This is a genomic window from Spirosoma pomorum, assembly GCF_054776615.1.
Genome location: NZ_BAAHBP010000001.1, coordinates 767,633 through 788,914 on the forward strand (window position 1 = coordinate 767,633; position 21,282 = coordinate 788,914).

Sequence of the window (21,282 nt, forward strand, 5' to 3'; positions counted from 1 at the left end):
ACAGACGAAATTGCCATGCTTCAATACGACAAACTATCACTGAACATACCCGACACTACTAAGCCCCGCGTTGTCATCATCGGCGGAGGATTTGGTGGTATGAACCTGGTCAAAAGCCTGCGTGACATGGACATGCAGGTTGTCCTGTTCGATAAACAAAATTACAACGGTTTCTGGCCATTACTTTATCAGGTAGCTACGGCGGGGCTGGAACCCGATGCTATTTCGGAGCCATTCCGGAAAATGTTCGACGGCTATGACGACTTTCATTTTCGGATGGTACGGGTTAACAAAATTGACCCAGTCAACAAGACGGTAACGACACTCATCGGCGATCTGACGTACGATTACCTGATTATCGCCAGTGGCTCTAAATCCAACTTTTTTGGCAACAAAGAAATTGAGAAATACGCCTTCCCGCTGAAAACGGTTCCCGAAGCGCTCGACGTACGGAGTCAGTTTCTGCAATGCTTCGAACAGGCCGACATTACGCGTGATCCTGAAGAGCGGCAAAGCCTGCTGAACTTCGTTATTGCCGGTGCTGGCCCGACGGGGGTTGAAATGGCGGGGTCACTCGCCGAAATGCGAAGACACGTCCTGCCGAGCGACTATCCAGGGCTGGATTTTGCCCAGATGAACATTTACCTCGTTGAGGGCTTGGGCAAAGTCCTCCCACCGATGTCGGACGAAGCAGGCAAGAAAGCTCAGTCATACCTCGAAGGACTGGGCGTCATCGTGAAGCTGAACACAATGGTCGAGTCATACGATGGCACGACGGTTACGTTCAAGGGGGGTGAGCAGATCAAGACGCAGACACTTGTCTGGAGTGCGGGGGTTACGGGTGCGCTGATCGAGGGGATTCCCGAAGCCGCTATTGAACGGGGTAAGATCCTGGTCGATCCCATCAGCCGGATTCAGGGAATGGAAGATGTGTTTGCCATCGGCGACATTGCCATGATGAAGCTGGAGAAATACCCGAAAGGACACCCTGGCGTAGCACAACCCGCCATTCAGCAGGCACAGCACCTGGCCAAAAACATTCGCCGGATGCGTCGCAATGAAAAAACCGAGCCATTCGAGTATTTCGATAAAGGATCGCTGGCCATTGTCGGCCGGATGAAAGCCGTAGCTGATTTACCCGGCAATCTGACACTGGGTGGATTCTTCGCCTGGATGGCCTGGCTCTTTGTTCACATCTGGTACCTGGTTGGTTTCCGCAGTAAGCTGATCGTGTTCAGCAACTGGATCTACCGCCTGTTCACGTACGAGCGGGGCACACGGATCATTATCCGGCCTTACGTACGTAAAGACGACAAGGCTGGTCAGGAGTTCGTTGTTAAAAACCAAATGAGTTAAATTTAGCTTTATAGGGCGTAACCAGCCCATCGTTGTCCTTGCTGGCAGCGATGGGCTTTTTTTGTTTCATTCCTATGCACATTCCTCGCTATCGCCCTGCGCTCCTGCTGGGCTTTTTGTTAACGGGCGCGCTGTCGTCGGTCAGCGCCCAAACCTCGCCTTACGTCACCAACGATACGGTCAAAGGAAGTCCGCTCGATCTGGGCAAGATGTGGACGTTCGACAATCCACCGAAAGACTTTTTCCGGAAAACCTACAACTTCAACGCTGACCAGAAATGGTTCGACGAATCGCGGCTGGCAGCTTTGCGCTTTGCCGACTACTGCTCGGCCTCGTTCGTCTCGGCCAACGGTCTGGTTATGACCAATCACCACTGCGCGCGTGAGTCTGGGACGGCCGTAACGCGCAAAGGCGAGGATTTAAATGCAACGGGTTTCTTCGCCAAAACCCCGGCGGAAGAGCGCAAGGTGGACGGTCTATTCGTTGATCAGCTGGTCAAAATCGAAGACGTTACCAAACAGGTGCAGGAAGCTGTCGCTAAAGCCGGCACCGAAGCGCAGGCTCAACTGGAGGCCCGCGAGCAGGTGTTTACGACCATCAAGCAGGAATACGGCACAAAAGCCGACTGGCAGGGGCTCGAACTGCAAACCATTACGTTCTATAACGGTGGCCGCTACGCCCTGTATGGCTTCAAACGGTATACCGACGTGCGGCTCGTCTTTATGCCTGAGCTGCAACTGGGTTTCTTAGGGGGCGATCCCGACAATTTTACGTACCCCCGCTACGCCCTCGATTGCTCGTTTTTTCGAGTGTACGACAACGGAAAACCGTTACAGACAACCCATTTCTTTAAATTCAATCCAGACGGAATTCGGGAGAATGAACCAATTTTCGTGATCGGTAACCCTGGCCGTACCGAACGGCTGAAAACCGTTGCCGAGCTGGAGTTCGACCGCGACCTGCAAACACCCGCGACTATTCAATTGATCAAAAATCGGTCGGCAGCGTTGCAGGCGTATAACGCAACGGCGAAAAGCGACAGCGTTCTGAATGAGATTTTCAGTTACGAAAACAGCCTGAAGGCGTACAATGGTCAGTTGGCCGGCTTGCGCGATCCGGCGTTGATGGCCCGTAAAACCACCTTTGAGCAGCGATTCCAGGCCGATGCCAAAGCCAAAAACCTTCCGGCTGACCAGCTGAATACCTGGAGCGCCATTGCCAATAACACGGCGCAGCTACGTAGCCTGTTCCGGGATGCCAACTACCTGGCTCCCAGCGAGCGCACAATGGGCGAGCTGCTTACCTTCGCCAACGTACTGACGCAATACGGTCAGCTGGCCGCCACGCGCCCGCAGGATGCCGACCGGGCGCGTTCGCTGATCGTTACGCCGAAGGTCGTTAGTATGAAACTGGAAGAAGGCTACCTGGCTGCTCACCTGGCCGAAGCGTTGGCCGGCCTGGGCAGTGACGATCCCTACGTAAAAGCGGCCCTGACGGGACCAAATGGAAAACAGCAAACGCCCGCTCAGGCGGCCGCCTACCTGCTCAAGACCAGTAAACTCAACGACCCCGCGTTTGTGAGCGACCTGGCTGTCCGCACGGGGGCTATCAACTCGTCCAGCGATCCGTTGCTTGTTCTATCCCGCATCGGGTTTCCGCGCTACCTGGCGGCCGCCCGGCGGGCCCGGCAGATCGCCCAGCAGCAGGAAGTGTTACGTGGTCAACTGGGACGAATGCTGTATGATGTGTACGGCACGGCGGTTCCACCCGACGCTACCTTCTCGTTACGTATCAACGATGGTATTGTTAAGGGGTATGCCTACAACGGCACGGTGGCTCCCATCAAGACAACCTTCGCCGGATTATACGACCGTAACTACTCGTTCAACGACAAGGCACCCTGGAATTTACCCGAGCGCTGGAAAAACCCGCCCCTGGCGTTGCTGAAAGAACCCATGTGTTTCATTAGCACCAACGACATTATTGGCGGCAATTCGGGCAGTCCGATGATCAACAAAAACCGGGAAGCCGTTGGGCTAGTGTTCGACGGAAACATCGAGAGCTTACCGGGCGAATTTATTTTCGTACCCGACGCTAACCGCAGCATATCGGTTCACGCGGGTGGTATCATTGCCGCCGTGCGGTACATCTACAAGGCCGACCGACTGATAACCGAACTGCTGGGCACGTCAGCTAACAAGACAGGTGCTGCACGTAAATAATCTTCGATTTCCGGCAGTGAAGTAGTGTAACGGTCACCTCACATTAGTCGGCCCCTGTCGCGAAGGTTTGCTCTGACCACCCCCTACCCCCTCCTAAAACAGGAGGGGGACGCGCAGAAGCGACTTTTTAACCTCCCCGTCCTGCTTTAGGAGGGGGCCGGGGGTGGTCCTCTCCCGAACAACCACAGCGTAGCGTTTTGGCGGTCCACCATTGCCTTGAGGGAGAAAGCCTTATTTTGCCTCACCCATTAATTCCCCTACCCCATGACAAAAGCTGACTTACCCGGTATGCCGCCGTTTTTCGATCGGTACATCAATCAGGTTGACGACATCAATGTACTCGATGCGCTGACCCAGACCGCTACGTTCGATAAACTGATTGGGCAAGAAACGCTGGAAGCCCTTGGTGATCTTCGTTACGCGCCCGGCAAATGGAGCGTGAAAGACATTTTACAGCATATTATCGACACCGAGCGGATTATGAGCTACCGAGCCTTGCGGATTGCCCGTAACGACAAGACGCCGTTGCCCGGTTTCGAGGAGGAGTTCTTTGCCGACAATACGCTGGCAAGTCAGCGATCCGTTGCCGACCTGTACGATGAGTACGCAGCCGTTCGGCATTCGAGTATTTTGCTTTTCCGCTCTCTGGATGCGACGATGCTGATCCGGGAGGGAACGGCATCTGATAAGCCAATTTCTGCATTGGCGCTGGGCTATGTGCTGGTTGGCCACGCCAGGCACCACGTTACCGTCATTCAGGAGCGATACGTTCCGCTTCTCTCCTGACCAAACAACGACAAACGGGCTGCGAAAACCAAAATTCGCAGCCCGTTTTTTTGTAAGTTCGCCGGAATCTACCTGAAGAGCCATGTTAAAACGAACTACCTTCATCCTCCTGCTGGCGACGCAGTTTGGCTACGCCCAGACGAAATCAAAGGTACTGGTAACCGATCTGCTCCGCATCAAGCAGGTTGGCAGCATTGAGCTGTCGCCAGACGGGAAACGGGCCGTGTATACGCTCACGACCATCGAACCCAATACCGATGCCAAACCCGAAGAGTACGACTACCGGACGCACATCTACCTCACCAACCTGAAAGCGGGTGACGCCAAGGCACTGACCCACGGTGCCGAATCAGCCCGACAGGCGGTCTGGTCGCCGGATGGGCAGCAGTTGGCCTTTGTGCGATCGATCAAAGGCAAGAGCCAGATTTTTATCATGCCACTGACCGGTGGCGAAGCCTGGCAGCTTACCAACGGCAAATACAGCGCGTCGAACCCCGTCTGGTCGCCGGATGGCAAGCAGATTGCGTTCTCCTCGAACGTAACGATGGCCGAGATGATGAGCGATTCCATCCTGAACCCATCGAAAGGTGGTCCGGCCTGGTCGCTGGAGAAACCAGGTTTTGCCAACAACAACTTCGTTAAGGCGGATAAAAAGACCAAAGCCAACCCCGACGGATCGCTGGCCGAAATCCGCGCGTACCTGCAAAAAGACGTTGAGGACAAGAAAGCCAAGGTCATTAACCGCCTGAATTTCCAGGGTGAGTTCACGACCGAACCCGATCCTAATTTCACCCACCTTTACGTTATTAATGTGCAGGAAGATGCCAAAGCTAAAGCGCTGACCCGTGGCTTTGCTTCCTTCCAGGCCGGAAACTGGCTCCCCGACGGCAAAGGACTGCTGGCCGTAACGGACCGTGACTCGCTCAAGCACCCGGACCGGGAGCAGGACAATGCGATCATCTTCGTTGCCGCCGACGGATCGGGCAAACGCAGCACCGTGCTTTCCGAAGAAGGCAAAAGCTACGGTTCACCCGTGCTCTCGCCCGATGGTAAACAACTGGCGTTTCAGGTGAGCCCGTCGCAGGGCGTCAACTTTGCGCAAATGGGTCTCGCTACGTTTACCGGTACCAGCGCGTCGGGCGTGCAGCTCGTTACGTTCGACCGGGCCGCCAGCAACCTGACCTGGACCAGCGCGCCGGCTAGTGGCAAAGGCAAAAAAGCCGGTACGGCCTACGCGATCTATTTCACAGCGTCGGCCAACGGCGGGGTGCCGCTGTACCGGCTTGATCCCGCTACGCGGCAGGTGACCCAGCTCACGGATTTCACGAGTGGCGTAACGGCTTTCGACGTGGTAGGCAATCAGATGGTTTTTGCGAAAACCGAAGTCGCGAATCCATCCGAACTATACGTAGCCAACGCGCAGGCTAAAGAGCAGACCAAGCTGAGTAGCCACAACGACTGGGTCGCTCAACGGCAGCTCAGCCTTCCGGAGAAACGGACGTACAAAAACTCCCTTGGGCAGACGGTCGATTACTGGATTATGAAGCCGACGGCGGTGGCCGGTAACAAGAAACACCCATTGCTGCTGAACATGCACGGTGGTCCAACGGCGATGTGGGGCCCCGGCGAAGCATCGATGTGGCACGAGTTTCAGTACATGGCGTCGCAGGGGTACGGCATTGTCTACGCCAACCCACGCGGGTCGGGTGGTTACGGCATCAACTTCCAGCGGGCCAACATCAAAGACTGGGGCACCGGCCCCGCCGAGGACGTATTGGCAGCCGCTACGGATGCCGCCAAAGAAGCCTGGGTCGACACCAGTCGGCAGGTGATTACGGGTGGTTCGTATGCGGGTTACCTGACGGCCTGGATCGTGGGTCACGACAACCGGTTCAAAGCGGCTTTCGCGCAGCGCGGTGTCTATGACCTAACGACGTTCATGGGCGAGGCCAACGCCTGGCGCCTAGTCCCTAACTACTTCGTGTATCCCTGGGACACCGATGCCAAGGTACTGGACGCGAACTCACCCTACAGCTTCGTGCAGAACATCAAAACGCCCCTGCTGATCAAACACGGCGAAAACGACCTCCGCACGGGCGTAGCGCAAAGTGAGATGATGTACAAGAGCCTGAAAATTCTGAATCGCCCCGTCGAATACGTCCGGATGCCGGGTGCTACGCACGAACTAAGCCGCACGGGTAACGTTCGCCAGCGAATCGACCGGCTGCTGCGCATCTACGAATTCTTCGAACGTTACGTTGGCCCCGACGCGCAGGGCGTAACGCAGAAGTAGTCTTTATTTTTCAACACAGAGGCACGGAGAACGCAGCGATTGCACAGCGATTGTAGGACGGAAGAGAAAAGAGTGGTGCCTTTTTGTCATCCCAACGTTAGGACCGGGCCGCCGTTGCGGGGATCTTAAAGCATCCTATCCTGAGAGTCGAGAAACATTAAGATCCCCGCAACGGCGGCCCGGTCCTAACGTCGGGATGACAAAAAACACTGAAAAGATAAGATAAGAGTGCCTCGATTATCACTCTTTTCTCTTCCGTCTCTCTTCTTCCGTCTCCGTGCCTTTGAATCCTTTTTACGAAGCAGATACAGTCAATTCATGAGTGATAAGCAAAAACGCGAGGCATTACAGGATGCCCCTAAGTTCAAATTCTGGAAATCACAGGCCGAAGCGAATGGCCTGAAAATTAACGACATCAAAGACTTCTACATTCGCTACCGGAACAACGGCGAAGTACTCTTCGCGATGGTCGAAGTGGATGCCGACACCCCCGAGGGCGATAAGATCCCCCCGGCGCTCTTCCTGAAGGGACACGCGGTGTCGATGCTGGTCTGCCTGATCGAGCAGGAAACCAAAGAGAAATTTGTAGTGCTGGTGCGGCAACGGCGCATTTCCGACGGTTCGCACACGTACGAGCATCCGGCGGGCATGGTCGACGCCAGCGATGATCCAGCCGACGTAGCGGCCCGCGAACTGGGCGAAGAAATCGGCCTATTTGTCGAGCCATCGGTGCTGACCAAACTCAACCCTACGCTCTGGTACCCCAGCACCGGCACCAGCGACGAATCCATGCACTTCTACTACCTGGAGCAGGAAATGAGCCGGGCGGACATCATGGCCTTTCACCACAAGAATATGGGCAGTGAATCGGAGCACGAACGCATCACGACCGTCGTGACGACCCTACCGGAAGCCCACAAACTGGTGACGAACGTCAACGGCCTACTGATCCATTTTCTGTATCTGAAGCACGTAGACGACTACGACACGATGCGGCTCTTATAATCCTATGACAAAAAATAGTAGCCGACCTATTGCCTTTTAGCGTAACGTATTGCTATCTTTGCACTCCCAAAGGACATGCTTCCGTAGTTCAATGGATAGAATTTCGGTTTCCGGTACCGACGATAGGGGTTCGAATCCCTTCGGGAGCACAAGCAAAAGCCTTCGTACACTATGTACGAAGGCTTTTTTGCTTGGTTTATCAATTTGTTGGGTATCAGGAAACATTCTAGTCTTCCAACGATGCGTATAGTAGGCCAGCCGGTTTGCGAGGGATTTTACTTATTTTGCGGGTAGTCACCGACCACTCTAACAGACATTCCCGTACGCTTGCTGCACGACCATCATGGCCGAATTAGATCCTGTTCAACCCACCCTCCCGCCCGATCAACAAGAAAAATTACGTGAGCTGACGGCTCAAAGCTGGAACCTCGAACTAGTCATATCGGGCGCGGCCCTGTTTGCCGTCTTGCAGTTGCCCGACCTACTCGACCAGGCATTCGATTATTTCCAGTATAATGTCGCTTCTGTTAAGGCTGGTGGTGTGCAGGGGTCGTTGCCCCTGCTGGCTTACAGCCTGATGAAGGCAATGTGTTACGTGCTGTTTCTGGCCTTCCTGACCAACTTTGTGATGCGGGCGTTCTGGGTAGGGTTGGTCGGGCTGCTCGCCGTCTACCCAAGCGGTATTCATTACGACCGGATTCCGTTCTCGACCCCTTACACACAAAAACGAATGGCCGACGAGATGGGCCCACTTGACCGATACATTCTACGGCTCGACCAGCGGTGCAACATTGTTTTTGCCGTCGCCTTTCTGTTTGTCATATTCCTGATTGCCGTTGCTGGCGCTTATATCCTCGTTGTGCTGGTTTCTTCGATTCTCCGCCCAATGATTCCGGCGGAAATCAGGCATACGCTTGAACTTATTTCATACGCTTTATTCGCCATTTATGTCATTACCAGCACCATACTGGGCCTACCAGCCATTAAAGCGCACCCAACCGGAGAGAAACTGCATTACAAACTTACGGCCGCTGGAAAGGTAGCTTTCTGGGGTATGCACGTTCCTTTCAACTTTATTGTCAATACCTTCTACAGCCATCTACCCTACAAAAAAATTATACGGGCCATTGGGATCTTCTGTCTCGTCTTTGTTGTGATTATTGCGGTTGAGGTTTGGTCTAACTTGTCACGGGTTGACCAACGCGTTTCGTTTGACCAGCGGCATTTATACTCAGCACGGCTCGATAGCCTGTTTAGCAATCCATCTTCCTACGACAACCAGTTAGCCGACGGAGAATACGTATCAACGGCCTCCATTCAGTCCGATATAATTCGTGACCCATTTATCCAGGTTTTCATCGCTTACCCCAAGGACCTGGATACGCTTCTGAGGGAAGTGGCCCCAAAACCCGTTTGGAACGACACCCTGTCCAGGGCAGAAACCCGCCGTCGATTTGCGCAATGGAGCCATCAACAAATAACCAACATGATGGAGATCGCCGTTAACGATTCCGTGTATCGTCGCCCGGATCTGTTATTCGCGCAACGGGGCACCCAACAGCAACGCGGCTGGAAAACGGTATTGATTCCTTCCAATCTAAGAACTGGAAAAAACATGATTCGCATCAGCTTACGGACTGACTCCCTGGCCAAGCCGCAAGACATAACAACAATTCCGTTCTGGTACGTACCCGACAAATAGCGACGAAAAAACGCCAAGCTGGCTCAAGCCAATGGTCTGGTTATAGCAAATGTCTGGATTGACCTGGCTGGATTGAATATACCCTGATAGCCAGGTGCGATCACTGGCTACGCGTTCAGGGGATCAGGAATACAACGGGAAGCCATAGCAGCTTACTAGGAACGAAGTAGCCTGCGCTTAGAGTATGGTCTGCATTTCCCGGGCCAGCCACTCGTCAACAATCTGGATCGGGGTAACCAACTCAAAGCTACTGTCGGTCCCAGGCTTCACCCGGAACAAAAGCGTGTGTCGGCAGTAGGCGGGGCCGTACAGTTCTTCGGTCAGCGATACCGCTTCAAACGATGGTACAGTAACTTCAACCAAAGGCATGTTAGTCCGTATGCCCTTCAATTGATCGACGGCTGATTTTAGTTGTAAATCAGTCAACCAAACTCTTTTCATGTGGATGCTTCCTTAACCTACCTGTAATCAGGAACGACTCTGTTCTGGGAGCAAATACTACCAACTTTTATGCCACTCAAGCGCAACTAGTTATATAAGTATATTCTTGGATACATTCACTTATGCAGCGGCCCAGCCTCGTATCTTCAGCGCCTGATACGTAAGCACTGCACACTGAGCTACCAAAGTCAGTGCCTAAGCTCGGCACCATAATAGCTTACTTACCGACCGGCCCAGGTATCTGCTCCGGTCTTCAGGTCAGGAAACGGCCATACGTTGCGGAGTTCAATCCGGCTCCCCGCTACATGCTTAAAAATCCCAAACTAATAGGAAGGATTGCTCATACTTTGATAAGTTTGACGCTCATACCACGTCAATCTTATTTATGAAAAAGTTTTTCGCTACACTCGTTGCTTCCATCTTTCTTTTCACGGCATCAGGCTACGCCCAGGATTCTCTCCCCCGAGTTCGTGAAGTTGGTCTGCGAACCGATGGCTTCAACAACCTCGGTATGATTTACAAGAAACAGATCAGCGAGAACACATACCGGCGGTACCGAGCCGCCATTGGCAACGTAAGCGCTACGTTTCAGGAGCGTCTCATCACCGTTGGTTTGGTGGCCGGTGGGGCAATTGGTAAGGAAAAGCGGAAGAACCTGACCGAAAAATTACAGGCGGTCTATGGTACTGAGTTTATTGCCAATCTGGGTATTACGTCGGTTGCCGTCAGGCCAAGCACGTCAAACGGAGATAGGGACAGTTATCATATCATAAATCCCTCCGTTGGTGTTGGTCTGGTGCTGGGCGCTCAGTACAATTTCAACTCAAAATGGTACGTCAGCACAGAATTGAACCCTTCTCTGACCGTACATGGTGTGTTTTCGCAAGGCACATCGGTCTACAACGTTAACGCAGGATTCAGCTCGTCGTCCGTAGGCATTACCGGCGCGTATCGGTTCTGATAACGTATCACTCGTTCACAAACAAAACCGGGTTCTGGAGAAGCTCCAGAACCCGGTTTTGTTATTTTGTCCCTTGTTTAATTTACGTGTATGGACATTAAAAATAGCTTAGAAGATGAATAACGAGCATGACTGATAAGGGGTCAACGGGTCATAATATTTGTATAGCCGCTACTGACTGTCAAGCACTAACAAGCTGAAAAACAAATCAGTAGACAGATTTACCAACGAAGTAACAACTGGCTGTATGTATTAATGTATCCAACTACTTAACTGGCGTGATATGACACCACCATCGCCATTTCGACAACTCCTGTTCGATCATCTGTTGTGGTCACATCCACTACGCTGGTTGAGACAGGTACTGGCTGAACTTCGGCGCCTTGTGCTGACCAGGGGAATTCGTGGCGTGTATCGGTTATTAGGTATCCAGTTTTTGACGAACGACCAGACGGAGAATTTTCTGGCTCCCTATGAACTGGTCGCGCACCCTGTCGATGCTGTCTTTCTGCCCGAAGTAGCCGATGCCGGTCAACCCGACAAACTATACTTTCCGGCTACGCTGGCCGAGCCCGAAGCAGTCGCCGTCTGGCAGTATCGCGTACCGGATAAACAAGCGTATCAGCTGCCATACGGCAGCATCGTGGCGCAACGAAAAATCCTTTGTCTGGACGTAAATGATGTCGACTTTTTCCGGAATACGTTACACCGTCGGCAGCGTACTGTGCGGCACACAACGACGCTGATTGCGCCCTGGAGTCATTATCACGATGGGTTCATGTGGGGCGGGTATTATGACTTTGTGCTCCTGGTGCTGGGCAAACTATGCCGCATTAAAGAAACACTCCCCGAGACCACCTTCAACGAAGCGCTCATCGCCTATCCACTTTTCGATGCACCCTACGAACGGGAGTATATGGCCATGCTGGGTATCACGCCCGACCAGATCGTCGACAGTCGGACTACCAGCGTTACGTTCGAGAGCTGCGTACTGGCTAATGTCGGGCACTGGTTTTACCCCAACCCGGCTGATATTCACGCCCTCCGCAAATACGTTCTGGCGCAGTTCCCGGCGCCGGAGGGAAAGCGAAACCGGATTTATATCAGCCGCGCCGGTCGGCGGAGTATTCTCAACGAAGACGAATTGATTGCGCTGCTACGAACCTACGACTTCCAGATCATTGAGGACGTTCCCCGATCGGTAGCCGAACAGATTGCGATCTATCAGCAGGCGGAGTTCATTATCGGCCCCCACGGCGCGTCCATGACCAACGTGCTATGGTGTCAGCCGGGTACGCACCTGTTCGAACTATTTTCGTCGGCTTATTACCCGGAGTTCTTTCGTTACCTGACGGGCCTGCTGGGACTTCAATATTCGGCTTATTTCCACGGTCCTGCCGAAACCGACGATTGGGCACTGGGACTAACCGATAACATTCTGGTGTCGATTCCTGAGGTAGAAAAGTACCTATCTATGTACCTGACAGCCAGTGTAGCGCCGAAAGCGAGTTAATCCTTCTACGTTATTTACTGGCGATCCCCAGGCGAATAGCCTGCTCAACGGGCGAATAAGCCCCATCGGGCCGTTCGAGTTGAAACGGCTGGGCGGGCAACAGGGGTGGCTGGGCCATGAAACGAGGATTAGTGCCGCGATGCGCCTGCGCACCGTGCACTAGAAACGGGTGACACAGGTAGACCGTTCCGGCCTCGCCCACAGCCGTTACTTCCGGACAGTTTGCCGTTTCATCGAAATTATTGGCCGCCAGTTCGCGTAATGACAAGCCCGCTTCACCAGCAGGGGCCAGCAGCCGGGCGATGGTCAGGTGCGAACCCACCCGAATACGAGTCGGCGCATCATTTGACCCGACGTCTGAAAACAGGAATAGCATCAGCAACGCCCGCCCGGTTGACGTAACGTTAGCGCGCCATTCCATAAAATCGGGATTATCGGTACCAAAGCTTACGTCAATGTGCCAGCCAGCGTCTCCTGGCTCATCGGGGCTGGGAAAACGTATCGGAAATGTCCCAAGACTAGTTCGGGGCACCCATCGGCCAGCGCCAACCAGCTGGTCATAGGCCGAAAGTAGTTTGGGAGAGTTAGCAGCCTGTCGAAAGGGAGCCTGCCCGTAATTACCCAGCCGGATAACGGGTTGCTGCCAGGTAGCCGTGTTGTGCGGACTGAGCCCCGTATCCGCCCATAGAATAGCCCGGCCTTCGTCGGTCAGCTCACGCGGGAACGCCTGATCAACCCGCACAAAGCCATTCTGAACAAACGCCTGAATCTGCGTTTTTGATAATACTGGTCTCATATGGATAGTTTATACGAGGTGTGGTTAAATACCAGATTAAAAAATAGAATTAGACGCTTGAAATGGCTCAAAAAAGGATGTCACCGGCCGATTCAGGCTGTAACTTTTGCCATAAAATATGTATTTTTCGGCAACATTTATGCCTCTTTTTAGCTAACCATTGAGTAAGTATATGTTTACGTTAGGAGCTGCCAAGCACTGCTTCGCTTTGGACGTGCTGGATTACCAAGACAAGAACTCACCGTACCGACAGGACAAAAATCAGCTACACGTCAGTATCCAGGTAAAAGACGAGGATCGATCCTCCATGATAACCGCTGGTCTGCTGGCCACGCATGAATTATCAACCTTGGGAAACTGGTTCGGTCAGGTTGCTTCGGGTGCTTCGCTTGCCCCCGTGGTCTTACTTGAGCCAGGCTTGTTATTCACTGCGACCATGTCGGACGAGAATCAGTTTACTGTCCGAATTACCATGTCGGCCCTGGCCTCCCCAACCTGGGCTGAAACGCCATTCTACGCGGAGCCATTCGACATGCAGTTTCACATATCCTACGATGAGATGATACTGGCAGCTCGGCAACTTCAGGAATTACACCGCCAATTTCCTACGCAGTAAACTACCAGCTCTTAACGAGTTTCGTATACGGGCAGGTAGACAGAGAACGTAGCGCCGAGGCCAGGCTTACTGCTCGCCGTAATAGCTCCTCCGTGGTTGGCTACCACTTTTTCGCAGATTGCTAAGCCGATACCCGTACCAGCAAATGCGTTTTTCCCGTGGAGTCGCTGAAATACCTGAAAAATGCGATCCAGGTATTTTTCGTCGAAACCGATTCCGTTATCAACTACCTCAATCTGATGGTACGTGTGCACAATTCGCGCTGGCCGTATCGACGCTGGCAGACTGGCTACGTTAACCTCCCGGGCACGGATTACTACGCTCGGGGGCACTGATATACCAGACGGACTGGTTCGATGAAACTTGAGCGCATTCGAAATTAGATTTTGAAAGAGCTGCCGTAATTGCGACGCATCGCCCACCACGGTTGGTAAAGCCTCTACCCGTACAACCGCATCAGTTTCGTTGATTGTCAGCTCCAGATCAGCCAGCACCGCCTGCACCGTTTCTGACAGCGGTACCGCCGAAGCGGCTTCCTGCCGGGTGGATATCCGGGAAAAACTTAACAGGTCCCGAATCAGGGTGGACATTCGCGTAGCGGCCACCTGCATCCGCGTCAGGTAATCAGACCCTTCGCCTAACTCGGCCGCGTACTGCCCCATCAGCAAGTCCCCAAACGATTGAATCTTGCGCAGCGGCTCCTGCAGATCATGGCTCGCGACGTAAGCAAACTGCTGTAGGTTATCATTCGAGCGCTGCAGGTCAAAGACCGTAGCCTGTAGTTCAGCCGTGCGGTGACGTACCTGCTCGTCCAGTTCTGCCGACAGCTTCCGGTAACGGGCTTCGCTGTTCGCCAGTGCTTTGCTGGCCTTTACCTGCTCGGTTACTTCGGTGCAGATTTCCAACACACCGGTCAATTTGTCGCCTTCGTAATAGGGCGTCAGCAATACGTTAAAGTAGCCTGTTTCCAGCTTTTTGTTTCGGTAAACGGGTATCTCTACCGCCCAGCCCTGATCGGCCACGCCCGTCTGGTAGACTTGGCGGAAACGGCCGACAAAGGTCTGCTCAGTCAGTTCCGGGAACACCGACAGTAATGGTTTGCCCAGTGCGTCTGTATCACGCTGAACGATCGTCTGCATGGCTTCATTCATCAGCTCAACGACCAGGTTGTCTCCCTTGGCCAGCATCATGGCTACCGGCGCGTGCTGCACCAGATTTCGAAGTTGATTTTCGGCTTGCCGACGTGATTGATTCAAGCTAATCTGCGCCCGTACTTTCGTGAGCAGCTCCTGCCCCGAAAAAGGTTTTACCAGATAATCGTCCGCACCCGCTTCAAGCCCATCAATACGAGCTTCCTGGCCGGCCCGGGCAGACAGGAAAATCAGGGGGATGTGTGCCGTGGCGGGGTTTTTCTTGAGCGAACTCAGCAGTTCTTTGCCGTCCATGACCGGCATCATGATGTCGCTCAAAATCAACTGAGGTTCGTATTGTCCTAGTTGGTGCAGCGCATCGGCTCCATTTAAGGCCGTGTGCACCGTAAAATAAGGCTCCAGCAACCGGCTCAGGTACGCCCGCATGTCGGCGTTGTCGTCTACCACCAGAATTTTCGTTGCCTGATCGACCTCTATTTCGTCCGGCTCAGCCGTTGAAACGGGCCTTTCCTCTTCGAGCATGGTGCTGGCTTCCTGAATAAACGAATCAGCCAGACGACTCATGGTACTTTGATGTTCGCCTTCGATAATCTGACTGGTGGGCAGGTGCGCCTTACCCAGCGGCAGTTGTACCGTAAACGTACTTCCTTCGCCCTCAACGCTCGTTACGGTGATGCTTCCGACATGCAATCGCACCAGTTCATGGACCAGCGACAGCCCGATACCAGTTCCTTCGTAGGTGCGCCCGCCCGCGTTTTCGACCCGGTGAAACCGCTCGAACATATGCGGTAGTTCCCGTTCAGGAATACCGACGCCCGTATCAGTAACCCGCAACACGGCGTTATCATCCTCGACAACCAAGCTCACCCGAATGCCGCCTTGCAGCGTGTATTTAAAGGCATTCGACAACAAGTTGAGGACGATCTTCTCCCACATTTCGGCATCGGCGTACACGACCGATGATAAGGGCTCGCAGTCGACAGTAAATGTTAAACCCGCTCGTTCGATCAGCGACCGAAAACTGCTGGCCAGATCCACCGTTAAACTGACCAGATCAACTGGCCGGAAACTGGCTTTTACCCGATTGGCTTCAATCCGACTAAAATCGAGCAGGTTATTCACCAGTTTTAGTAGACGGAGCGCATTTCGGTTTGTGGCTTCGATGGGAGCTTTATAGGCCGAGTTCAGCAAGTCAGGATCACGCAACAATTCTTCCAGCGGCCCCAGCATCAACGTCAGGGGCGTCCGGAATTCGTGGCTGATGTTGCTGAAGAAAGCCGTTTTTGCCTGATCGATGGCGGCCAGTGCTTCCGCTCGCTTCTGCTCCTCCTGATACGCGTGTACGTTGGAGAAGGCCGTACTGATGGTATTGGACAGCAGCGCGTAAAAATTCTGGTAATCCTGATCCAGCGCCCGATGGGGACTCACCCCGGCCAGTAGAAAACCAATCGGCTGCGTACGGGTCGACAACGTAATGGGCAAGTACATCGCCGTATGGGGTGACTCTTCGTACGGTCCACCTTTCAACGGTCCAATCCGTTGCACTACCTGATCAATCATCCGCGACTGACTCAAGTCGCTTAACCATTCGGTTGTGGCTACGTCCAGTTCAGTAAGCTGTACGGGAAAAGGCTGATCGGCCGACAGGCCAGCGTCGCTTACCAGTCGAGCGGTTTGCCCCTCGTTGTCAAATTCGTAGAAAAGTAAGTAAGGCAGATCAAGCGCAAAGTCGGGGGCTGCGGTCGTCAGGTTGGTATAAATCTCCTCGTTCGTTTTTGCCTGACCGGTCAGGGTAGCTACGTCCCGCAGCACCTGCGTTCGGCGGGCACTCAGCATTTTGTCGGTCGATTCAGTAATAGGGTGAAAAATGCCCCCTACCTCACCCGACTCATCCCGGATTGGCGCGAAGGAGAACGTCATAAACGCTTCTTCCAGATACCCATACCGGTCGAGGAACATGCGCTGGTCCTTGATGTAGGTACCTTCTCCCTGCTGTCCTCGGGTGAAGGCATCGCCCACGACGGGCAGGGCTGTTTCCCAGCAGATCCGGAAGTTCTGCCCCATCGATTCGGGATGCTTTGCGCCACAGATGGGCCGGTAACTATCGTTATAAATCTGAATCGTTTCGGGCCCCCAGGCAATCAGTATGGGAAACGTTGACGACAGGCACAAGCTCACAGAGGTTCGTAAACTCTGGGGCCAGGTTGATGTTGGACCTAGTGGCGTTTTCGACCAGTCCATTGATCGAATTAACTCGCCCATTTCACCGCCCCCCGCAAGGAACTGCTCCGACGACTCGGCCTCAAGCATGGTATTATTTATGAATAGTATAATGTCAGGATGGACAACAAATGTACTAAATCGTCATTGTCTCACCGACGGTAGCCTTAACTTCTGCTCTAGTGGCCCACTTTTTTGTTAGTACTTGACTATCTGTTCATTTAAATACAGGTATACCCTTCCCACAGTACGCCGTTTTTGGTTGTGTACTGACTGACCCTTCCGATATGGCTACTATTACGTTTCAGTTTTATGGTATTCTAAACGATTTCCTGCCCGCCCGACAGCGGTCCGTTACTTTCAGTTGGGCCGTCAGCCAGCGGGTGTCGATCAAAGACGTCGTTGAATCGTTAGGCGTGCCGCATCCGGAAATTGGCCTGCTTCTGGCGAACGGGAAGTCCATTGATTTTACGTATCTGGTGCAGCCTGATGATTCGTTTGCCGTCTATCCGCTGGTTGATAACTCGTTAAAAATTGCCGTAGCGTCGCGGGTACAACCGCCACCGCTGCCCACGTATCAGTTTGTCCTGGATGCACACCTGGGGAAACTGGCTACGTATCTTCGCATGCTGGGTGTTGATACGCTTTACTGCAATGACTACACCGACCCGGAACTGGCGCAAATTTCGGCGACGACCAACCGGGTGCTGTTGACCCGCGACCGGGAGCTGCTCATGCGAAGTACTGTTACGTACGGCTACTATGTTCGGGCTACCAATCCCCGGCAACAACTAACTGAGGTTGTGGTTCGGTATCACCTGACCACTCAGGCCAGCCCTTTTCAGCGGTGTCTGGTTTGCAACGGACTACTGACTCCGGTCGAAAAAGCGGCTATTCTTGATCAGTTACCTCCGCTTGTTCGGGAGGGGCAGCAGTCGTTCTGGCGTTGTACGGACTGCGGCCGACTTTACTGGGAGGGAACGCACTTCCGACGGATGCAGGCGTTTATTCAGGAGTTCATGCATACGAATACGCCCTCGCTTTAGCGTTACCATTTAAGAAACCCATTATCCCTCATGCGAAAACTCATTTATCACGTTGCGGCCACGCTCGACAACTTCATTGCCCACCCCGACGGCTCGACGACTGGCTTCCTGACCGAAGGCGAATTCATTCAGGACTTTATTGCCGGAATCCGGACGTATGGCGCGGTGCTGATGGGCCGAAAAACGTATGAGTACGGCTATGACTATGGCTTACAGAAAGGGCAGCCCACTTACACGCAAATCAATCCCAGGCTGAAGAATTACGTTTTCTCCAGATCGATTGATTTCGAGTCCAATAGTCAGATTCAGTTGGTTTCGAACGACGAACTTGATGTGGTTCGCCAGCTTAAATCGGAAGAGGGAAAACCGCTCTGGCTATGTGGCGGGGGCGAACTGGCAGGCATGCTGCTGGATGCACACCTCATTGATGAACTGATCATCAAGCTGAACCCAATCGTTTTTGGTGAAGGCATCCGGCTGTTCGGTTCCAGCACGACGCAGGTCAGACTCAATCTACTGGAAAGCAAAGCATACGACAACGGTATGATGCGTTTGTCGTATGCCATTATGTATTGATTCGGCTCATTCGTTAACCGAATTACGATCTGTAATTTAGTCAGCCGAGTGCGTCTTTATCCGGCTAAGCTGCAAAAACGACTGAATAGTTGCTTCCGTGAAATCGGGCGTAGCTCCTCGCTGCGTGGCTACGTAAGCGCCCGTTGCGCAGGCAAACTCCAGAATCTGCTGCGGTGTATCTCCTTGCAGGTTTTTGTACAGAAATGCCGCTAGAAAGGCGTCCCCGCTGCCAATTGTGTCGGACACCTCGACCGGAAAACCACCCTGTCGTACGAAGCCGGAGTCGTCCATCAGAACAGCACCCTCCTCGCCCAACGTTACGCAGAGTGCGTCGAGCTGATACCGTTCCCGGAGTTGCTGCATCGTCTGTTCCTGATCGCTCGCGTCGCCGTACCAGCCTGCCAGTTCGGCCAGTTCATGCTCGTTCAGTTTAGCGATATCAGCCTGGTGCATCAGTGCTTCGACAACACCGCGCTCGTAGTGGGGGGCGCGCAGATTTACGTCAAACACTTTCTTCGGTGCTACATCCAGCAGTGATTGCAGGGTTTCGTACGTACGGGTGCTGCGGGCGGCCAGACTACCATATACAAAAATTTCACTCTGTTTCACTACGTCCACCAAGCTCGGCTCCAGTTGAATATAATCCCAGGCTACGGGTTGCACAATTTTGTACGTCACCTCATTCCGGTCGGAGATGTTAGCTTTGGCAACACCCGTCAGGTGGGTTTGTCCGATTTGTACCAGGTCGAGCGGCAGTCCTTTGTCTCTCAGGAAAGCCAGCATCTCGGTACCCAGTTCGTCGGTGCCAACGCGACTGATGATCTGGGCATTCAGGCCAAAATTGCGGAGATCGGCCGCTACGTTCATGGGCGCTCCGCCAGCCTGTTTGCTGGTAGGTAATACGTCCCAGAGTATCTCGCCAAAACAGGTTATTGTCTGATTCATGGGTAATTATTTTTGTGAGTAGGCGGTTCGGTTATGCAGTTCCACTGGTGGACTAACTAACCTGCACCATCTTTTTTCAATGACCAACAAAGGTACGTTCGATCTGCTCCAGACTGGTTCCTTTCGTTTCAGGCATCAGTTTCCATACGAACAGCAGTTGCAGGACCATCATAACCGTAAAAAACATAAACGACGCTGCGCCCCCGAACTGGCCAGTCAAATACGGAAAGGTATACGTAATGATCGCGGCCATGATCCAGTGCGTAAAGCTACCCAGCGCCTGGCCGCTGGAACGTACTTCGTTCGGAAAGATTTCGGAAATGAATACCCAGATAACGGCCCCCTGCGAGAAACCAAAGAAGGCAATGTAGCCAAACAGAAAGAAGGGAACGGACAGCCCATTGAATTCCTCCAGATAGAACGCTCGTGTCACTAACCCCAGCATGACGATTAACCCTACCGAACCGACCAGCATCAGCGTCCGGCGGCCAAAGCGGTCAATCAGGTTCATCGAAATCATTGTAAAGATCAGGTTAACCAGCCCTACGCCCGCCGATGAGAGCAAAGCCGAACTCTTGCCAAGCCCTGTCATCTCAAAGATGCGGGGAGCGTAATACAGAATGGCGTTGATGCCTGACACTTGGTTGAAGAACGCAAACAGCACCGCCAGCATGATAGGCGTGTTGTATTTACCCGAAAACAGGCTGGCCGTTTGTGGCTGATCGGCATGTTGCTGCAAACTGGACAACGTTGCTTCGGCGGTTTCCGGATCGATCATGTTCAATACGTCCCTCGCTTCGGCAACTTTACCTTTTTTCAGCAGGAGCCAGCGTGGACTTTCGGGAATATTCAGCACCGTCACCAAAAAGATCAGCGATGGAATCGCCTGCACCCCCAGCATCCAGCGCCAGGGTTCGGCTCCGAAATTCTGCAGGAAGTAATTAGATACGTAAGCAATCAGGATGCCCAGCACAACATTGAACTGAAACAAAGCAACCAGTAACCCCCGCGATTTGGCTGGCGAAATCTCGGAAATGTACATTGGAGCCGCTACCGACGAAGCTCCTACCCCTACCCCACCCAGGAAGCGAAAAACGAAGAAAATACCCCAGGTTGGCGCGAGTGCCGTCCCGAGCGAAGCCCCCAGGTAAATAACGCCAATCCAGAAGAGCGTTCGTTTACGTCCCAGGCGTTCGGCCGGGATGCCACCCGTCATTGCCCCAACGACCGTACCTATCAGGGCGACGGATATGGTCAATCCGTGTTCTGCATCGCTGAGCTTCCAGAGCGATTGCAGGGTTTGCTCGACACCAGAAATTACGGCGGTATCGAATCCAAACAGGAAACCTCCCAGAGCCGCCGTAATCGACCAGAGGAATATACGTTGACTTTGACTCATACGATAGGGTTGTCTCGCGCGACGGATTTGGGATAAGGTTACTCAGGAAAAGGACGTACTAACTCGTCAATCAACAGATAAAGGGTCAATGTACTTTACATTCATCAAATGCCTTCTAAACAGGTCAATATACTTATCAACCTACTTATTCATTAAAACCGGCCAGATCAAACCAGCCATCTACCAGGCTAAAATCAAATAGAAGCATCAAGTCAGTAAATTATCTCCTTCCTGCTCTTATCTACCTGGTATCA

At 53.1% G+C, this 21,282-nt stretch carries 16 protein-coding genes and 1 tRNA gene; 12 read left to right on the forward strand and 5 right to left on the reverse strand.

The features are described 5' to 3' along the window. Positions 1–15 precede the first annotated feature (15 nt). The 7 genes from ACYVAD_RS03265 (at position 16) to ACYVAD_RS03295 (ending at position 9,364) form a co-directional block, all read left to right on the forward strand. Positions 16–1,356, forward strand: a complete 1,341-nt coding sequence (locus tag ACYVAD_RS03265) for an NAD(P)/FAD-dependent oxidoreductase (protein ID WP_461138517.1) — start codon at positions 16–18, stop codon at positions 1,354–1,356. A gap of 74 nt (positions 1,357–1,430) precedes the next feature. Beyond that, complete coding sequence (locus ACYVAD_RS03270; protein WP_461138023.1) at positions 1,431–3,578, forward strand: S46 family peptidase; 2,148 nt, start codon at positions 1,431–1,433, stop codon at positions 3,576–3,578. A gap of 264 nt (positions 3,579–3,842) precedes the next feature. Next, positions 3,843–4,364: a DinB family protein gene (locus tag ACYVAD_RS03275; RefSeq protein ID WP_461138024.1), complete on the forward strand. Its 522-nt coding sequence runs from the start codon at positions 3,843–3,845 to the stop codon at positions 4,362–4,364. Between the two features lie 82 nt (positions 4,365–4,446). Continuing rightward, positions 4,447–6,657 carry a S9 family peptidase gene (locus tag ACYVAD_RS03280; protein WP_461138025.1) on the forward strand — a complete coding sequence of 737 codons (2,211 nt, stop codon included), beginning with the start codon at positions 4,447–4,449 and terminating at the stop codon, positions 6,655–6,657. A gap of 318 nt (positions 6,658–6,975) precedes the next feature. Further along, positions 6,976–7,662, forward strand: a complete 687-nt coding sequence (locus ACYVAD_RS03285; RefSeq protein WP_461138026.1) for an NUDIX hydrolase — start codon at positions 6,976–6,978, stop codon at positions 7,660–7,662. Positions 7,663–7,739: 77 nt separating this feature from the next. Further along, positions 7,740–7,811 (forward strand) — tRNA-Arg (locus ACYVAD_RS03290). 194 nt (positions 7,812–8,005) lie between these two features. After that, positions 8,006–9,364: a hypothetical protein gene (locus tag ACYVAD_RS03295; RefSeq protein ID WP_461138027.1), complete on the forward strand. Its 1,359-nt coding sequence runs from the start codon at positions 8,006–8,008 to the stop codon at positions 9,362–9,364. A gap of 177 nt (positions 9,365–9,541) precedes the next feature. Here the strand turns inward: ACYVAD_RS03295 and ACYVAD_RS03300 are convergent, their stop codons facing one another. Next, positions 9,542–9,805, reverse strand: a complete 264-nt coding sequence (locus tag ACYVAD_RS03300) for a hypothetical protein (RefSeq protein WP_461138028.1) — start codon at positions 9,803–9,805, stop codon at positions 9,542–9,544. A 385-nt stretch (positions 9,806–10,190) separates the two neighbouring features. Here ACYVAD_RS03300 and ACYVAD_RS03305 point away from each other — a divergent pair, with 385 nt between their 5' ends. Both ACYVAD_RS03305 and ACYVAD_RS03310 read left to right on the forward strand, forming a co-directional pair. Then, positions 10,191–10,766 carry a hypothetical protein gene (locus ACYVAD_RS03305; RefSeq protein ID WP_461138029.1) on the forward strand — a complete coding sequence of 192 codons (576 nt, stop codon included), beginning with the start codon at positions 10,191–10,193 and terminating at the stop codon, positions 10,764–10,766. 283 nt (positions 10,767–11,049) lie between these two features. Further along, positions 11,050–12,279, forward strand: a complete 1,230-nt coding sequence (locus ACYVAD_RS03310; protein ID WP_461138030.1) for a glycosyltransferase family 61 protein — start codon at positions 11,050–11,052, stop codon at positions 12,277–12,279. Between the two features lie 10 nt (positions 12,280–12,289). On the opposite strand, the gene ACYVAD_RS03315 is transcribed toward ACYVAD_RS03310, so the two are convergent. After that, complete coding sequence (locus ACYVAD_RS03315; protein WP_461138031.1) at positions 12,290–13,075, reverse strand: phytanoyl-CoA dioxygenase family protein; 786 nt, start codon at positions 13,073–13,075, stop codon at positions 12,290–12,292. Between the two features lie 172 nt (positions 13,076–13,247). Between ACYVAD_RS03315 and ACYVAD_RS03320 the strand changes: the two genes are divergently transcribed. Continuing rightward, on the forward strand, positions 13,248–13,691 hold the full coding sequence (locus ACYVAD_RS03320) for a WapI family immunity protein (RefSeq protein ID WP_461138032.1): 444 nt from the start codon (positions 13,248–13,250) through the stop codon (positions 13,689–13,691). 11 nt (positions 13,692–13,702) lie between these two features. Here the strand turns inward: ACYVAD_RS03320 and ACYVAD_RS03325 are convergent, their stop codons facing one another. Continuing rightward, a complete protein-coding gene (locus ACYVAD_RS03325) occupies positions 13,703–17,152 on the reverse strand; it encodes an ATP-binding protein (RefSeq protein WP_461138033.1) in 3,450 nt (1,149 codons plus the stop codon). Positions 17,153–17,349: 197 nt separating this feature from the next. Between ACYVAD_RS03325 and ACYVAD_RS03330 the strand changes: the two genes are divergently transcribed. Together ACYVAD_RS03330 and ACYVAD_RS03335 are read left to right on the forward strand one after the other, a co-directional pair. Next, on the forward strand, positions 17,350–18,108 hold the full coding sequence (locus tag ACYVAD_RS03330; RefSeq protein WP_461138034.1) for a Mut7-C RNAse domain-containing protein: 759 nt from the start codon (positions 17,350–17,352) through the stop codon (positions 18,106–18,108). Positions 18,109–18,138: 30 nt separating this feature from the next. After that, on the forward strand, positions 18,139–18,684 hold the full coding sequence (locus ACYVAD_RS03335; protein ID WP_461138035.1) for a dihydrofolate reductase family protein: 546 nt from the start codon (positions 18,139–18,141) through the stop codon (positions 18,682–18,684). Between the two features lie 36 nt (positions 18,685–18,720). Here ACYVAD_RS03335 and ACYVAD_RS03340 read toward each other — a convergent pair whose 3' ends face one another. Next, positions 18,721–19,629 carry a carbohydrate kinase family protein gene (locus ACYVAD_RS03340; RefSeq protein WP_461138036.1) on the reverse strand — a complete coding sequence of 303 codons (909 nt, stop codon included), beginning with the start codon at positions 19,627–19,629 and terminating at the stop codon, positions 18,721–18,723. A gap of 76 nt (positions 19,630–19,705) precedes the next feature. Continuing rightward, a complete protein-coding gene (locus ACYVAD_RS03345) occupies positions 19,706–21,028 on the reverse strand; it encodes a sugar porter family MFS transporter (RefSeq protein ID WP_461138037.1) in 1,323 nt (440 codons plus the stop codon). Positions 21,029–21,282 lie beyond the last annotated feature (254 nt).